The organism is Streptomyces sp. enrichment culture (assembly GCF_964272895.1).
In the GTDB taxonomy this organism is placed as follows: domain Bacteria; phylum Actinomycetota; class Actinomycetes; order Streptomycetales; family Streptomycetaceae; genus Streptomyces.
Genome location: NZ_OZ186832.1, coordinates 5841270 through 5855331 on the forward strand (window position 1 = coordinate 5841270; position 14062 = coordinate 5855331).

Consider the following 14062-nt stretch of genomic DNA (forward strand, 5'->3'; position numbering starts at 1 on the left):
CGGTCACCGCCGCCCGGCGGAGGCTCCGATCAGCTCGGAGACCTTCACGAAGCGGTAGCCCTGCCGCCGCAGCTCGGGGACGATCGTCCGGACCGCCCGTTCGGTCGCCGGGGCCGCGCTGCGGGTGCAGTGCAGCACGACGACCGACCCCGGCCGCACGCCGTCCAGCACCTGCCGGGCCACCGCCTCGGCGTCCGTGGCGAACGCGTCGCCGCCGACCACGTCCCACTGCACGGCGGTCACCCCGGTCGGGGTCAGGGCGCGCAGCGCGCGGCGGTCGTGGCAGCCGCCGGGGAAGCGGAAGTAGGGCTTCGCGTCCGGCACGCCCGCCGCGCGGAACGCGGCGTACGCCCGCTCGACGTCCGCCCGCATCCGGTCGGCGGGCAGGGTGGGCAGCCCGTAGCAGTCACCGGTGAAGGCGTAGTGGCTGTAGGAGTGGTTCGCGACCTCGAAGAGCGGGTCGTGGCCGATGGCGCGGGCCTGGTCCGGGTACTGCTCGGCCCACCGGCCCGTCATGAACACGGTCGCCGGCACCTTCAGGGTGCGCAGCGCGGCGATCAGCGAGGGGTTGTCGAAGCGCTCGCCCGCCGCGGCCCGGGCGCCCTGGCCGGCCGTCATGTCGGCGTCGAAGGTGAGGGCGACGGTCTTGTCGGGGGTGCGGGGGCCGTGGTGGAAGACGGGGGTCAGGCCCTCGGGTCCCGGCGCCAGGGTGGGCGGCCGGGACACGGTGGGGGACGCGGACGTGGCGCGGGCAGGACCCAGGGAGCTGGTCGTCGTCACGGGGGCGGCGCACCCGGCGAGGGCGGCGCCGAGCGCACAGACGGCGGCGGATCGTCGTACGGAAAGGATCACCGTACGAACGTAGGAGGGCCCGGCCGGTGAACCCGGCAGCCCTCGCCGTCCGTGCGCCCGTGCCGGGCGGGGAGTCACCCGCCCGGTCCCGCCGGGCCGGTCAGCGGCGCCAGGGGCCGGTCACGGCGAAGGTGGTGCCCGGGTTGTAGCAGTTGAGGTACATCGTCTCGCCGTCCGGCGAGAAGGTGACGCCGGCGAACTCGCCGTACTCCGGCGCGTCGGGGCTGCCGATGTTCTGGCGGTTGCGGGCCATGGCGTAGACCTCGCCGCGCCGGGTGACGCCGTAGACGTGCTGGGCGCCGTCGCCGTCCTCGCACACCATCAGACCGCCGCTGGGGGCGAGGCAGATGTTGTCGGGGGACTCGCCGGGCAGCCGCACATCCGTGTCGGGGCCGAAGACGATCACCAGTGTCAGGGAGCGCAGCAGGGGGTCGTAGCGCCAGACCTGTCCGTAGTGGTCGGCCCCCGAGCCGTCCGCGCTGCGCGCGAAGGACGACACGAAGTACACCGAGCGCCCGCCCCAGTAGCAGCCCTCCAGCTTCTGCGCGTGGGTGATGCCCAGCGGGCCGAAGTCCTGCAGCCGGATCGGCGTCTGCCTGGCCAGCGGGTCGGGTACGTCCACCCAGTGCACGCCGTCGAAGGTGGCGCCCGCCTCCTGGATCACCGACAGGTCGGGCACGTCGGGCACCCGCATCGCCTGGAGCCGGCCGCCGGCGCGCAGCGAGCCGGGGCCGCCGAGCGGCTTCTCGGGCAGGAAGCGGTAGAAGAGGCCGAACGGCTTCTGGAAGGCGTCCTCGGTCTCGTAGACGATCCCGCGGCGCGGGTCGATCGCGATGGCCTCGTGGGCGAAGCGGCCCATGGCGGTCAGCGGGACCGCGCCGCTGCGGTACGGGTCGGCCCCGTCCACCTCGAAGATGAAGCCGTGGTCCTTGGTGTACCCGACGGTGCCGGCCTTGTCCTCGGTCTCCTCGCAGGTCAGCCAGGTGTTCCAAGGGGTCGGGCCGCCCGCGCAGTTGACGGCCGTCCCGGCGATGGCGACCCGTTCGGACAGCACCCGCCCGCCGGCGTCCAGGGTCAGGGCCGTGCAGCCGCCCTTGGCGGCCGGGTCGTAGGTCAGCCCCCGGACCGTGGGGACGCCGATGCGGCCGGTGACGCGGTTCTCGTGGTTGCGCACGAGATGGACGCGGCCGTTTCTGCCGGGCAGCGCGGCCATGCCGTCGTGGTTGGACGGCACCCGGCCCTCGCCGGAGCGCAGCTGGGCGCCCTCGCGGGAGAGGACCCGATAGCGGAAACCTTTTGGCAGGTCGAGCAGGCCCTTGCGGTCGGGCACCAGGGGGCCGTAGCCGTGCCGGCCCATGGCGGCGGCCGAGCCGGCGAACAGTTCGGAGAGGGCTCCGGTGAAGGCGATGCCGGCTCCCACGGCACCGGTGCGCGCGATCGCTTGACGACGGGTCAGAGACATGGTCCAGCCTTCCTGTTGGCGGACAGGACTGACCAGCCGTGTCTATCATCGTCCGGGCCGTACGGGAACTACGCGCGTTGCAGGTGTCACCGGTCCGGCGGCTGCTGGCCCCGTTCCAGGAACCTCAGCAGCTCCACCGGGATCGGCAGGACGAGCGTGGAGTTCTTCTCCGCCGCCACCGCCATCACCGTCTGCAGCAGCCTCAGCTGGAGGGCGGAGGGCGCGTCGGCCATCTGGTGCGCGGCCTCGGCGAGCTTCTTGGACGCCTGGAGTTCGGCGTCGGCGTTGATCAGACGCGCGCGGCGCTCGCGGTCGGCCTCGGCCTGGCGGGCCATCGAGCGCTTCATGGTGTCCGGCAGCGACACGTCCTTGATCTCGACACGGTCGATCTGCACGCCCCAGCCGACGGCCGGGCTGTCGATCATCAGTTCCAGGCCCTCGTTGAGCTTCTCCCGGTTGGACAGCAGATCGTCCAGATCGCTCTTGCCGATGATGGACCTCAGCGAGGTCTGGGCCATCTGCGACACCGCGAACCGGTAGTCCTCGACGTTGACGACGGCCGCCGCCGGGTCCACGACCTTGAAGTACACGACCGCGTCCACCCGCACGGTGACGTTGTCCCGCGTGATGCCCTCCTGGGCGGGCACCGGCATCGTCACGATCTGCAGATTGACCTTCCGGATCCGGTCCACGCCGGGCACGATCAGCGTCAGTCCGGGGGTGCGTGGCTCGCCGCGCAGCCGGCCGAGCCGGAACACCACCCCGCGCTCGTACTGCTTGACCACCCGCGCCGCCGCCGCGACATAGGCCAGAGCGGCGGCCCCGGTCGCCGCGATCGCCGTCAGCAGCTCCTCGACCATGACGACCTCCTCGCCCGGAAGGCCCTGCTTTCCCGCTCCTGTCACGATATGCCCGGTGCCCGGTCCGGGGCCATGAGCGGCCGCGGACCGGGCACCGGGCGGAGAAGGTCAGGGCGCGGTGGCCCGTACGGGCTCGGCCGCCCCGGTGGACGACGCGGTGGCCACGGTCATCCGCACCGGCTCGGTGCCGGCCGCGCTGTGCCGCTCGGCCCAGTTCTCCAGCGCCGTACGGCAGGCGTGGTCCAGGTGGTGCAGGCCGGACAGATCGAGCTCCACCGGCCGGTCCTGGGGCAGCGCCTCCAGACTGTCGAGGATCTTCGGCAGCCTGAGGAAGGTCGCGTTGCCCGACAGGTACGCCTGGACGGGACCGGCGCCCTTGTCGACGACCTCCAGCTTGACGTGCGATGCCTCCCAGGCGGTCTTGACGACCGACAGGCCGAGACCGATCAGGACGCCCTCGAACATGTTCACGGCGACGATCGACACCGCGGTCACGACGAGGATCAGCGCCTCGCCCCTGTGCCCCCGCCACAGCGCGGCGACCTGGCGGAACGGGATCAGCTTCCAGCCCGCGTGGATGAGGATGCCGGCCAGCGCGGGTATCGGTATCAGCGCCAGGGCGGAGGGCAGCGCGGCGGCGAAGAGCAGCAGCCACACGCCGTGCAGCACCCGCGACGCCTTGGTCCGCGCCCCCGCGTTGACGTTGGCGGAACTGCGCACGATCACCGCGGTCATCGGCAGCGCGCCGAGCAGACCGCACACCGTGTTGCCGGTGCCCTGGGCGATCATCTCCTTGTCGTACTGGGTGCGCGGACCGTCGTGCAGCCGGTCCACCGCCGCCGCGCTGAACAGGCTCTCCGCCGAGGCGATCAGCGCGAACGCGACGATCGTGCCCCAGATGGCCGGGTCGGCCAGCTCCCCGAAGGCGTCGGAGCCGGGCGGCTGGACGACGCCGAGCAGGCCCTCCACCTCGACCGTGGCGACCGGCAGGTCGAAGGAGAGCGAGGCGACCGTCGCCAGGACCACCGCCGCGAGGGCGCCGGGCACGGACCGCACCGCCTTCGGCAGCCTCGTCCACAGCAGGATGACGGCGATGGTGCCCGCGCCGATCGCGAGCGAGGCGAGGGCATCGGAGCTGCGGAACGCGTCGGCGAACGCCTCGGGCAAGCCGACGATCTTGTCGATACCGGTCTCCGGCGCCTTCAGGCCCGCCGCCGCGTAGACCTGCCCGGCGATGATCACCAGGCCGATGCCGCAGAGCATGCCCTCGACGACGGAGACGGATATCGCCCGGAACCAGCGGCCGATCCCGGAGAAGCCCATGGCGAGCTGGAGCAGGCCGGCGATCAGCACGATCACCCCGAGTGTGCCCACCCCGAACTCGCTGACGGCCTCGAAGACGATCACGGTCAGACCGGCGGCCGGGCCGGAGACCTGGAGGCTGCTGCCGGGCATCATGCCGGTGACGAGGCCGCCCACGATGCCGGTGACGAGGCCGACTTCGGCCGGGACGCCGGAGGCGACCGCCACACCGACGCACAGCGGCACGGCGACCAGGAAGACGACGATGGAGGCCAGGAAGTCCTGCTTGAGATAAGGGTATTTGGGCATGGGGCGCCTCACAGGGCCTCGAAGGCGTCGGTGTCCGCGCGGTGTTCGCGCACCGAGCCGGTGTGCACCTCGTAGTACCAGCCGTGCAGGCGCAGTCTGTCCTCGGCCAACGCCCGTTCCACGCACGGGTAGGAGCGCAGGCGCAGCAGCTGGGCGAGGACGTGGTGCTGCACCGCGTCGGCGACGGCGGGATCCTCGTGGTCGGCGGCGGAGGGCTTGTCCGCGGCGTGCACCAGCCAGTCGCGTACGGCGGGCACCGCGTCGAGGTCGTCGCCGCGCACCAGCGCGCCGACGGCGCCGCAGTGGGAGTGGCCGCAGACGACGACGTCCTGGACGCCGAGCACATCGACGGCGTACTCGATGGTGGCCGCCTCCGCGGTGGGGCGGGCGGGGTCGTGGGGCGGAACGATGTTGCCCGCGGTGCGCAGCTCGAACAGCTCGCCCGGGCGGGCTCCGGTGATCAGGGCCGGTACGACACGGGAGTCGGAGCAGGTGATGAACAGGACGGTGGGGGATTGACCCTCGGCGAGTCTGGCGAACTCCTCAGGGCGCTGTCCGAAGCTACGGGCGTTGTCGATGAGGGGCTGCATGGGTTGGCCTCCTGGTGGCACGGCACGCAGGCATGCCGTGTCCCAATGGTTGGTCAACAGATGGTCAAGAAACACGTTAACCCTGCAAAGTCGCTTGCAGGGTTAACGTCGGGTTTCCGACCGGAAAGGGACCCAGGAGTGCCGGTCGATGGCTTGATCCAGCCCTTGAGCAGGCAGATTATCGGATGTTAGAAACCGCGTACCGGACGCGGGTTCGCACAACGAGCGTCGTCAGTTCTCCACGAGCCGCTTGGCGTCGCGGGCCAGCGCGGTCAGCCGGGAGATCGCCCGGAAGTACTTCTTGCGGTAGCCGCCGTTCAGCATCTCCTCGCTGAACAGACGGTCGAAGGGCAGCCCGGAGGCCAGCACCGGGATCTCGCGGTCGTAGAGCCGGTCGGCCAGCACCACCAGGCGCAGTGCCGTCGACTGGTCCGGCACGGACGTCACACCGGTCAGGCAGACCGCCTTCAGCCCGTCGGTCAGCGCGCCGTAGCGGCTGGGGTGGACGCGGGCCAGGTGCTCCAGCAGATGCGGGAAGTCGTCGAGCGAGGCGCCCGGCGTGGCGTAGGCCGCCTTGGTCACCTGCTGGTCGGAGTACGGCGCCGGGGCCTCGGGCAGGCCGCGGTGGCGGTAGTCCTCGCCGTCGATGCGCAGGGTGCGGAAGTGGGCCGACAGCCCCTGGATCTCGCGCAGGAAGTCGGCCGCCGCGAACCGGCCCTCGCCGAGCTTGCCCGGCAGGGTGTTGGAGGTGGCGGCGAGCGCGACGCCCGCGTCGACCAGCTTGCCGAGCAGGGTGGAGACCAGGACGGTGTCGCCCGGGTCGTCCAGCTCGAACTCGTCGATGCACAGCAGCCGGTGCCCGGAGAGCGTCGTGACGGTCTGCTGGAAGCCGAGGGCGCCGACCAGGTTGGTCAGCTCCACGAAGGTGCCGAACGCCTTCAGGGCGGGCTCCGCCGGGGTGGCGTGCCACAGGGAGGCCAGCAGGTGGGTCTTGCCGACGCCGTAGCCGCCGTCCAGGTAGACGCCGCGCGGGCCGGCCGGGGTCCTGGGGGCCTTGGCACGGCCGAACCCGAAGAAGCCGCGCCTGCCGGCGCCGGTGGCGTGCGCGCCGCCCAGTCCGGCGGCGAAGCCCTCCAGGACGGAGACCGCCTCGCTCTGGCTGGGCTGGTTCGGGTCCGGGATGTACGTGCTGAAGCGCACCGAGTCGAACCGCGGCGGCGGCACCATCTCGGCGACCAGCCGGTCCGCGGGGACGTGCGGCTCGCGGGAGCACAGGGACAGTGGGGCCGCGCCGGTTATCGGGTCGAGCCCGGAGGCGGAGGGGGAGGACGACACGGTTCCCCAGCTTAAGCCGCGTGGAACACTGCGGAACATGCGACGCCTGTTCCCTGTGACCGATGAAACAGCAGCCCCGGCCCCCGAGCCCCGGCCCGGAGCCGACCGCGAGTGGAGTCTCGCCGAGCTCGCCGACGCCTACGCCTACCCCCCGACCGGCCCCGAGGGGCCGCAGGTGTGGCTGCGGGCGAACATGGTGTCGACGCTCGACGGCGCCGCCCAGCACGAGGGCCGCTCGCAGCCCATCTCCCACGCCGCCGACATGCGGATCTTCGGCACCTTGCGGGCGCTCGCCGATGTGATCCTCGTCGGTGCTGAAACGGTACGCCAGGAGGGTTACCGCCCGGCCCGCGCGCGCGAGGACTTCGCCGCGCGGCGCGAGGCGGCCGGTCAGGGGCCCGCGCCCGCGATCGCCGTGGTCTCGGCGAGCCTGGACCTGGACTTCTCCCTGCCGCTGTTCACCTCCCCGCTCGTCCCCACCCTCGTCCTGACCGGCGCCGCCGCCGCGCCCGAGAAGGTGGCGGCCGCCGAGAAGGCCGGCGCGCGCGTGGTGATCGCCGGTGACGGCATGGGCGTGGACCCCGCCCGGGCCGTACGGGCGCTCGCCGACCTCGGACACACCCGGATCCTCACCGAGGGCGGGCCGCGGCTGCTGGGCCAGCTGGTGGCCGCCGGGGTGCTGGACGAGCTGTGTCTGACCGTCTCCCCGATGCTCACCGCGGGCGACGCGCAGCGCATCGCGGGCGGTCCCTCCGTCACCGTTCCGCGCCGCTTCGAACTCGTGTCCCTGCTGGAAGAGGCCGGGTTCCTGTTCGGTCGCTACCGTCGGTCGTGAAATCGGCGGAATCTACCGTTCCGTTTAGCTTCCGGTGGGCACACTTAGACCGGCAGTACCCGTGCGATCACGGGGCAGGATGGTTTCCGCAGGGCCTGGAACGGCCCACGCAGGACGGAGGGCCCACGGGTCCTCGTACAAGAAGGGGCGCTGGTGTTCACAAGCGTTTTGATGATCGAGAAGGCCCTGACGTCCGCCGACGTGGAGTTCGTCACGACCTTGCACGGGGACGAGCAGGTCTCCTTCCACGTACTCCTCCAGCCGCGCGGTGAGCAGGCCGACCGGCTGCTGCGTGCCATCGACGACATCGCGCTGGGGGAGCTGGACGAGGCGGTGCGGGAGGGTTCCACGCCGGAGGGGGACGTGGCGATGAGCGTCGGTGAGAAGGCGCTGGAGGTGTCCCTGGCGGCGTTGCGCGCCGCGGGGTCCGAGGCGGAGGGGCGGCTGGTGGACGACCATCCGCTGGAGGCGCTCAAGGGGCTGGTCGCGGAGGTGGGGGCGGACGAGGTCATCGTGCTGACCGACCCCCACTATGTGGAGGAGTTCTTCCACCGGGACTGGGCCTCCCGCGCCCGGCACAAGGTGGGGGTGCCGGTGCTGAAGCTGTTCTCGCACAGCAAGGCGTAGGGGGGCGGGGGGCGGTGCGTTGCCGGCTGCCGGTGCGGTGTGGCTGGTCGCGCGGTTCCCCGCGCCCCTTACGGCGGCGCGGTCGCCCTAGGCAATAGGGTGGGGTCGCCTCATTTTCGTACGCACCGCATCTTTGGAGATCACGTATGGCTCCCGGCCTCCCTACCGCCATGGACCGACCGCACTTCATCGGCATCGGTGGGGCCGGGATGTCCGGGATCGCGAAGATCCTGGCCCAGCGGGGGGCGCGGGTCGCGGGCAGTGACGCCAAGGAGTCCGCCACCGCCGAGGCGCTGCGGGCCCTCGGCGTGACCGTGCACATCGGGCACGCGGCCGGGCACCTGGCGGACGACGCCAGCTGTGTCGTGGTGTCCTCGGCGATCCGGGCGGACAACCCGGAGCTGGCCCGGGCGGCGGAGCTGGGGATTCCGGTGGTGCACCGGTCCGACGCGCTGGCGGCGCTGATGGAGGGCCTGCGGCCGATCGCCGTCGCGGGCACCCACGGCAAGACGACCACCACCTCGATGCTGGCGGTGTCGCTGAGCGAGCTGGGCCGCGAGCCGTCGTACGCCATCGGCGGCGACCTGGACGCGCCCGGCTCCAACGCGCTGCACGGCGCGGGCGAGATCTTCGTCGCCGAGGCGGACGAGAGCGACCGCAGCTTCCACAAGTACGCGCCCGAGGTCGCGATCGTCCTCAACGTCGAGCTCGACCACCACGCGAACTACGCGTCCATGGACGAGATCTACGAGTCCTTCCAGACCTTCACCGGTCGGATCGTGCCCGGCGGCACCCTGGTGATCTCCGCCGACCACGAGGGCGCGCGCGAGCTGACCCGGCGGGTCGCCGGCACCGTGCGGACGGTGACCTACGGCGAGGCCGCGGACGCCGACGTGCGGGTGCTGTCGGTCGTAGCGCAGGGGCTGAAGAGCGAGGTCACCGTCCTGCTGGACGGCGAGGAGCTGACCTTCACGGTGTCGGTGCCCGGCCGGCACTACGCGCACAACGCGGTCGCCGCCCTCGCGGCGGGCGTGGCCCTCGGGATCCCGGCCGCCGAGCTGGCGCCCGCGCTGGCCGCCTACACCGGGGTCAAGCGGCGCCTGCAGCTCAAGGGCGAGGCGGCCGGCGTCCAGGTGATCGACTCCTACGCCCACCACCCGACCGAGATGACCGCAGATCTGGAGGCCATGCGCTCGGCGGCCGGCGAGGCGCGCATCCTGGTCGTCTTCCAGCCCCATCTGTTCTCCCGCACCCAGGAGCTGGGCAAGGAGATGGGCCAGGCCCTGGCCCTCGCCGACGCCTCCGTCGTCCTCGACATCTACCCGGCCCGCGAGGATCCGATCCCCGGCGTCACCAGCGAGCTGATCATCGAGGCCGCGCGGGCGGCCGGCGCGGACGTCACCGCCGTGCACGACAAGGCCGAGGTGCCGGAGGTCGTGGCGGGAATGGCGAAGCCGGGTGATCTCGTTCTCACCATGGGCGCGGGCGACGTCACGGACCTCGGCCCGCGCATCCTGGACCGTCTGTCGCAGTGATCTCGGGGATCCGGGTGATCCCCGAGAGGGAATGAGGGCTCATGTCGTACGACGTCGAGAAGCCGGACGAGCAGTGGCGCGCGGAGCTGACCCCGGCCGAGTACGCCGTCCTGCGGCAGGCCGCCACCGAGCCCGCGTTCACCGGTGAGTACACCGACACCAAGACCGAGGGCGTCTACTCCTGCCGCGCCTGCGGCGCCGAGCTGTTCACCTCGGACACGAAGTTCGACTCGCACTGCGGCTGGCCGAGCTTCTACGACCCGCGTTCCACGGACGCGGTCGAGCTCGTCGAGGACCGCTCGCACGGGATGGTCCGCACGGAGGTGCGCTGCGCCCGCTGCGGGTCGCATCTCGGGCACGTGTTCGAAGGGGAGGGGTACCCCACTCCGACGGACCAGCGGTACTGCATCAACTCGATCTCGCTCCGCCTGCGGCCGAACGAGGGCTGAGGTCCGGCCGACGGCCGGGGGCCGGGGGCCGGTGCGGCCGAGGCCGAGGGCTGTGGTCCGGCGGCGGCCGGGTGAGGGCTGTGGTCCGTCGGCGGCCGGGCGGGGCGAGGCCCGACGGGCGGGACGGGCGGTACGGGCGGGGGCGGCTCCTGCGGGGCGCCCCCGTCGGCGAGGGTGCTCCGGAGCCGGATCCGCAGTGGGAAGGGTCGGCCCGGACGCGCGTGATGTCGCCGTGGTCCCGCGGACCGGGCCGTCTAGACTCACCCGGCAACGGCCCGCAGCCCAACCCCCTGGAGGGTGTCGCGTCTTGATACGGATGGACTCAGTCACCAAGCGATACCCGGACGGCACGGTCGCGGTCGACCGCCTCACCCTGGAGATACCCGACCGCTCGATCACGGTCCTGGTCGGCCCCTCCGGCTGCGGCAAGACGACCACCCTGCGCATGATCAACCGGATGATCGAGCCGACCGAGGGAACCATCGAGCTCGACGGGGTGGACATCCGGCAGCAGCAGGTCAACTCCCTTCGCCGGTCCATGGGTTACGTCATCCAGAACGCCGGCCTCTTCCAGCACCGCACCATCCTCGACAACATCGCCACCGTCCCCCGACTCCTCGGCTGGGGCAGGGCCAGATCCCGCGACCGCGCCCGCGAACTGATGGAGCGCGTCGGCCTGGACGCCTCCCTCGCCCGCCGCTACCCCTACCAGCTCTCCGGCGGACAGCAGCAACGCGTCGGTGTGGCACGGGCGTTGGCCGCCGACCCGCCCGTGCTGCTGATGGACGAGCCCTTCTCCGCGGTCGACCCCGTCGTCCGCAAGCAGCTCCAGGACGAACTCCTGCGGCTCCAGGACGAGCTGGGCAAGACCATCGTCTTCGTCACCCACGACATCGACGAGGCCGTCAAGCTCGGCACCATGGTCGCCGTCCTGCGCACCGGCGGACGGCTCGCCCAGTTCGCGCCGCCCGCCGAACTGCTCTCCCACCCCGCCGACGCCTTCGTGGAGGACTTCCTCGGCGCCGACCGCGGCATCCGCCGCCTGTCCTTCTTCGGCTCCGCGGGACTCGACCTGCTCACCACGCCGATCGTGGCCGTCGACGCCACCGCCGAGCAGCTCGCCGCCCGCGCCGACGCCCCCTACCTCCTCGTCACCGACCTCGACGGCCGCCCGCTCGGCTGGAGCGCACCGGGCGACCTGACCGCCGGCGCCGTCGACACCGCTCGACTGCTGCCGCAGGGGCGGCCGTTCGTCCGCGGCAAGGACTCCCTGCGCGCCGCCCTCGACTGCGCCGTGCTGTCGCCGACCGGCTGGGCCGTCGCCGTGGACGACGAGGGACGGGCCGTCGGCGTGGTCTCCCAGACGGCCATCGGCGAGGCCATCCGCGGCGCCCACGCGGCCGGCGCACCGGACCGGGCCCGCGCGGACGCCCGCAGCGACGCCGACGCCAAGGCCGCCCGATGAACCGCTTCTTCGACATCCCCAGCGACCTCCAGCACAGCTGGTTCGGCCTGATCGGCCTGCATCTGCGCGAGGCCCTGCTGCCGGTCCTCGCCGGGCTGCTGCTCGCGCTGCCGCTGGCCCAGCTGTGCGTGCGACTGCGCTGGCTCTACCCGCCGGTGCTGGCCGCGACCACCGTCCTGTACGCCATCCCCTCGCTGGCCTTCTTCGTCGTGCTCATCGACTACACCGGCCAGACCGAGCTGACGGTGATGATCCCGCTCACCGTCTACACCCTCGTCGTCCTCGTCCCGGCGATCGTCGACGGCGTCCGCTCGGTGCCGCCGGAGACGCTGGCCGCGGCCGAGGCGATGGGCTTCGGGCCGCTGCGCCGCTACGCGCAGGTGCAGCTGCCGATCGCGGTGCCCGCGATCATCGCCGGGCTGCGGGTGGCGACCGTCTCCAGCATCTCCCTGGTCAGCGTCGGCACCCTGATCGGCAACCAGGGCGCCCTCGGCAACCTGCTGCACGACGCGAACATCTACAACCGGCCCGAGCTCGCCTGGAACGCCGTCCTCACCATGGCCACGCTCGCCGTCCTCGCCGACGCCGCGCTGGTCGGCGTACGCGCCCTGCTGACCCCGTGGATGCCCCGAGGTGCCCGCGGGCCCGTCGTGAAGGACAACGCCCGGTGAACGTACTCGACTTCGCCCGCGCCTTCTTCGCGGACGGCGCCCACTGGCAGGGCTACGACGGCATCCCCACGCGCCTGGCCGAGCACACCCGGTACACGCTCCAGGCGCTCGGCATCGCCACCCTGATCGGCCTGCCGGTCGGCCTGGTCACCGGCCACTACCGGCGCGGCGGCACCACGCTCGCGCTGATCGCCACCGCCGGGCGGGCCCTGCCCACCTTCGGCCTGCTGGTGCTGCTGACCATGATGCTCGGCTTCGGCATGCTGCCGGTGATGATCCCGCTGGTCGTCCTCGCCGTCCCGCCGATCCTGGTCACCACCTACGAGGCCGTGCGCTCGGTCGACCCCTCCCCGGTCGACGCCGCCCGCGGCATGGGCATGCGCGAGCGCGACATCATGCTGCGCGTCGAACTGCCCGAGGCGCTCCCGCTGATCCTCGGCGGCCTGCGCACGGCCGCCGTCCAGATCGTCTCCACCGCGACCATCGCCGCGTACGTCAGCTTCGGCGGCCTCGGCCGCTACATCATCGACGGCCTCTACCAGCGCGACTACGAGAAGGTCGTCGGCGGCGCCACCCTGGTGGCGGGCCTGGCCCTGGTCACCCTCGGCGTGTTCTGGGCGGTGGGCCGGTTCGTCGTCTCACCCGGAGTGCGCCGCAGCGCCTGAGGGGAGCCCGGCCCGATCGGCTGGGCGCCCCCTAGCGGGCCTCCTGCCGGGCGAGGGCCACTTCCAGTACCGCCAGCAGGGCGTCGCGCACCGAGCCGCGGTCGCGGGCGTCGAAGACGAGGACCGGGACGCCGTCGGAGACGTCGAGGGCCCAGCGGACCTCGTCCAGGCCGTGCTCGACGCGGCCGTGGAAGGCGTTGACCGCGACGGCGAAGGGGATGCCGCGGTGCTCGAAGTAGTCGACGGCGGCGTAGCAGTCGTCCAGGCGGCGGGTGTCGACGACGACCAGCGCGCCGACCGCGCCCGCCACGATGTCGTCCCACATGAAGCCGAACCGCTCCTGACCGGGGGTGCCGAACAGATACAGCTTCAGGGTGGGGTCGATGGTGATGCAGCCGAAGTCCATCGCCACCGTGGTGGTGGTCTTGGCCGGGGTGTGGGTGAGGTCGTCCACGCCCGCCGCGACCTCGGTGATCGGCGCCTCGGTGGTCAGCGGCTCGATCTCGGAGACCGCGCCGACCGCGGTGGTCTTGCCCACGCCGAAGCCGCCCGCGACGACCAGCTTCACCGGCAGCGGCGGCGTGGCGGTCCGGCCCGCCGTGGGCCCGGCGACCTGTTCAGTCGGAGTCACGCAGTGCCCCTCGGGAGTCGGGGATGGCGCGCAGGCCCTCGATGACCCTGCGCAGGACGGACGCGTCGTGGGTGGCGGCCAGGTCGGGGACGTGCACCGTCAACTGCCCGGCCGCACGCAGGTCTTCCGCCAGCACCCGGACGACGTTCAGATGCAGCCGCAGCCGGGCCGCGATCTCCGCGATCGACTGCGGCCGCCGGCAGGCGGCGACGATGTCGTGCCGCTCGAAGGCGAGCCGGTCGAGTGCGGCGAGGCCCTCGACGGTGGCGACGAGCTGGGTCTCGACGGGGACCGGCCGTCCGGTCGCGGTCGGCGCCACGCGGCCCGCGGTGAGCAGGAACGGGCGGACGGCCGGGGCGGCGGACACGGGCGCGCCGTCCGCCTCCGCCGGGGGCTGCCGCCCGGCGACGCCGGGTTCCGTCCGGGGCTGACCCGGGGAGACCTCGTGGCCGGTGCCGCCGTTCGCGGCCATGG

The 14062-nt window shown here is 72.6% G+C and carries 15 protein-coding genes; 7 read left to right on the top strand and 8 right to left on the bottom strand.

Going from position 1 to position 14062, the window contains the following annotated elements; all coding sequences use genetic code 11:
- Positions 1 to 3 precede the first annotated feature (3 nt).
- From ACSU6M_RS26290 to zapE, 6 genes are all read right to left on the bottom strand, one after another.
- Positions 4 to 852, bottom strand: a complete 849-nt coding sequence (locus ACSU6M_RS26290) for a polysaccharide deacetylase family protein (RefSeq protein WP_437072810.1) — start codon at positions 850 to 852, stop codon at positions 4 to 6.
- A 100-nt stretch (positions 853 to 952) separates the two neighbouring features.
- Complete coding sequence (locus ACSU6M_RS26295) at positions 953 to 2314, bottom strand: alkaline phosphatase PhoX (protein ID WP_437072811.1); 1362 nt, start codon at positions 2312 to 2314, stop codon at positions 953 to 955.
- A gap of 86 nt (positions 2315 to 2400) precedes the next feature.
- Positions 2401 to 3174: a slipin family protein gene (locus tag ACSU6M_RS26300; protein WP_437075355.1), complete on the bottom strand. Its 774-nt coding sequence runs from the start codon at positions 3172 to 3174 to the stop codon at positions 2401 to 2403.
- A gap of 108 nt (positions 3175 to 3282) precedes the next feature.
- Positions 3283 to 4785, bottom strand: coding sequence for a SulP family inorganic anion transporter (locus ACSU6M_RS26305; protein WP_437072812.1), 1503 nt, complete (start codon positions 4783 to 4785; stop codon positions 3283 to 3285).
- 8 nt (positions 4786 to 4793) lie between these two features.
- Positions 4794 to 5375, bottom strand: a complete 582-nt coding sequence (locus ACSU6M_RS26310) for a carbonic anhydrase (protein ID WP_437072813.1) — start codon at positions 5373 to 5375, stop codon at positions 4794 to 4796.
- Positions 5376 to 5606: 231 nt separating this feature from the next.
- On the bottom strand, positions 5607 to 6710 hold the full coding sequence (gene zapE / locus ACSU6M_RS26315; RefSeq protein WP_437072814.1) for a cell division protein ZapE: 1104 nt from the start codon (positions 6708 to 6710) through the stop codon (positions 5607 to 5609).
- A 37-nt stretch (positions 6711 to 6747) separates the two neighbouring features.
- Between zapE and ACSU6M_RS26320 the strand changes: the two genes are divergently transcribed.
- The 7 genes from ACSU6M_RS26320 to ACSU6M_RS26350 all read left to right on the top strand — a co-directional run bounded on the left by ACSU6M_RS26320 (position 6748) and on the right by ACSU6M_RS26350 (position 12957).
- The gene (locus tag ACSU6M_RS26320) at positions 6748 to 7545 is read left to right on the top strand and encodes a pyrimidine reductase family protein (protein WP_437072815.1); all 798 of its coding nucleotides are present in this window, start codon (positions 6748 to 6750) and stop codon (positions 7543 to 7545) included.
- A 153-nt stretch (positions 7546 to 7698) separates the two neighbouring features.
- Positions 7699 to 8172 carry an indole-3-glycerol phosphate synthase gene (locus tag ACSU6M_RS26325; protein WP_437072816.1) on the top strand — a complete coding sequence of 158 codons (474 nt, stop codon included), beginning with the start codon at positions 7699 to 7701 and terminating at the stop codon, positions 8170 to 8172.
- Between the two features lie 146 nt (positions 8173 to 8318).
- Positions 8319 to 9707: a UDP-N-acetylmuramate--L-alanine ligase gene (gene murC, locus ACSU6M_RS26330; RefSeq protein WP_437072818.1), complete on the top strand. Its 1389-nt coding sequence runs from the start codon at positions 8319 to 8321 to the stop codon at positions 9705 to 9707.
- Between the two features lie 41 nt (positions 9708 to 9748).
- Positions 9749 to 10156 (top strand): peptide-methionine (R)-S-oxide reductase MsrB, encoded by a 408-nt coding sequence (msrB, locus tag ACSU6M_RS26335; RefSeq protein ID WP_437072820.1) that lies wholly within the window; start codon positions 9749 to 9751, stop codon positions 10154 to 10156.
- 307 nt (positions 10157 to 10463) lie between these two features.
- Positions 10464 to 11621, top strand: a complete 1158-nt coding sequence (locus ACSU6M_RS26340) for an ABC transporter ATP-binding protein (protein WP_437072821.1) — start codon at positions 10464 to 10466, stop codon at positions 11619 to 11621.
- Positions 11618 to 12292: an ABC transporter permease gene (locus tag ACSU6M_RS26345; protein ID WP_437072823.1), complete on the top strand. Its 675-nt coding sequence runs from the start codon at positions 11618 to 11620 to the stop codon at positions 12290 to 12292. Before ACSU6M_RS26340 ends, ACSU6M_RS26345 begins: the two co-directional genes overlap by 4 nt.
- Positions 12289 to 12957, top strand: coding sequence for an ABC transporter permease (locus ACSU6M_RS26350; RefSeq protein WP_437072824.1), 669 nt, complete (start codon positions 12289 to 12291; stop codon positions 12955 to 12957). The genes ACSU6M_RS26345 and ACSU6M_RS26350 overlap by 4 nt, the downstream gene beginning before the upstream one ends.
- A gap of 31 nt (positions 12958 to 12988) precedes the next feature.
- Here the strand turns inward: ACSU6M_RS26350 and ACSU6M_RS26355 are convergent, their stop codons facing one another.
- Positions 12989 to 13588: a GTP-binding protein gene (locus tag ACSU6M_RS26355; RefSeq protein ID WP_437072825.1), complete on the bottom strand. Its 600-nt coding sequence runs from the start codon at positions 13586 to 13588 to the stop codon at positions 12989 to 12991.
- The gene (locus ACSU6M_RS26360; RefSeq protein ID WP_437072826.1) at positions 13575 to 14060 is read right to left on the bottom strand and encodes a DUF742 domain-containing protein; all 486 of its coding nucleotides are present in this window, start codon (positions 14058 to 14060) and stop codon (positions 13575 to 13577) included. The genes ACSU6M_RS26355 and ACSU6M_RS26360 overlap by 14 nt, the downstream gene beginning before the upstream one ends.
- Positions 14061 to 14062 lie beyond the last annotated feature (2 nt).